1 protein-coding gene is annotated in these 1155 nt (G+C 71.3%); it reads right to left on the bottom strand.

Going from position 1 to position 1155, the window contains the following annotated elements:
- On the bottom strand, positions 1-1155 hold a 1155-nt coding region (gene recJ / locus EN780_RS34745; RefSeq protein ID WP_128276502.1), incomplete at both ends, for a single-stranded-DNA-specific exonuclease RecJ.

Raw genomic sequence — 1155 nt, 5'->3', positions numbered from 1 at the left:
GTGGCGCGGCAGCGCGAACACCGGCGCGACATGGCCGGCGCCGAACGGACCGGCCTTTTCCAGCGCGTCGAGCAAGGCGAGCGTCGCCCCCTCGGCGGCGAGCGCGCCGTCGATCGCCAGGCTCTCCTCGTCCTGCAACCTGAACACATCGGCCGCCGCGCGCTCTTCGAAAAAGGCGCGTAGCGCGCCGAGCCCGGCCCGCTCGACCGTGATGCCGGCCGCCATGCCGTGGCCGCCGCCCTTGACGATCAGCCCGGCATCGGCCGCCTCGCGCACCAGCCGCCCGAGATCGAAGCCAGACACCGATCGCCCGGAGCCGGTGCCGACGCCATTGGCGTTGAAGGCGATGGCGAAGGCCGGCCGCCGTGCATGGTCCTTGAGCCGCGAGGCGAGCAGCCCGACAATGCCCGGATGCCAGGTCTGGCTGGCGGTGACGACGATGGCCGGGCCATTGCCGCCGGCAAGCTCGGCATCGGCTTCGGCGCGGGCCTCGGCCAGCATCTCCAGCTCCATCTGCTGGCGCTCCTGATTCAGCCGGTCGAGCGTCTCGGCGATCGTGCCGGCCTCGACCGGATCGTCGGTGGCAAGCAGGCGGCTGCCGAGCGCGGCGTCGCCGATGCGCCCGCCGGCATTGATGCGCGGCCCGATCAGATAGGCGAGGTGGAAGGTGCTGATCGGCTCGCCGATGCGCGACACCCGGGCAAGGGCTGCCAGACCCTCGTTCTTCTGCTGGCGCGCCACCTGCAGCCCCTTGACGACGAAGGCGCGGTTGACGCCGGTGAGCGGCACGACGTCGCAGACGGTGGCGAGCGCCACCAGGTCGAGCAACGACAGAAGGTCCGGCTGTGCCGCCTCGGGCAGCCGGCCGCGCAGCACCTTCGCCGTCTGCACCAGGCAGAGGAAAACGACACCGGCGGCGCAAAGATGGCCCTGCCCGGAAAGATCGTCTTCGCGGTTGGGATTGACCACAGCATTCGCCGCCGGCAGCGGCCCGCCGACCTGGTGGTGGTCGAGCACCACGACATCGGCGCCGGCTTCCTTCGCCGCCTCGATGGAGACGGCGCTGTTGGTGCCGCAGTCGACGGTGACGATCAGCTTGGCGCCGCGCGAGACGAGGTCGCGCATGGCTTCCGGATTGGGGCCGTACCCCTCGAA

The sequence above is a fragment of the Mesorhizobium sp. M4B.F.Ca.ET.089.01.1.1 genome (assembly GCF_004022605.1).
Lineage (GTDB): Bacteria > Pseudomonadota > Alphaproteobacteria > Rhizobiales > Rhizobiaceae > Mesorhizobium > Mesorhizobium abyssinicae.
Note: the sequence above shows the minus strand (reverse complement) of the source record. Positions and strands in the feature narration are given on the sequence as shown.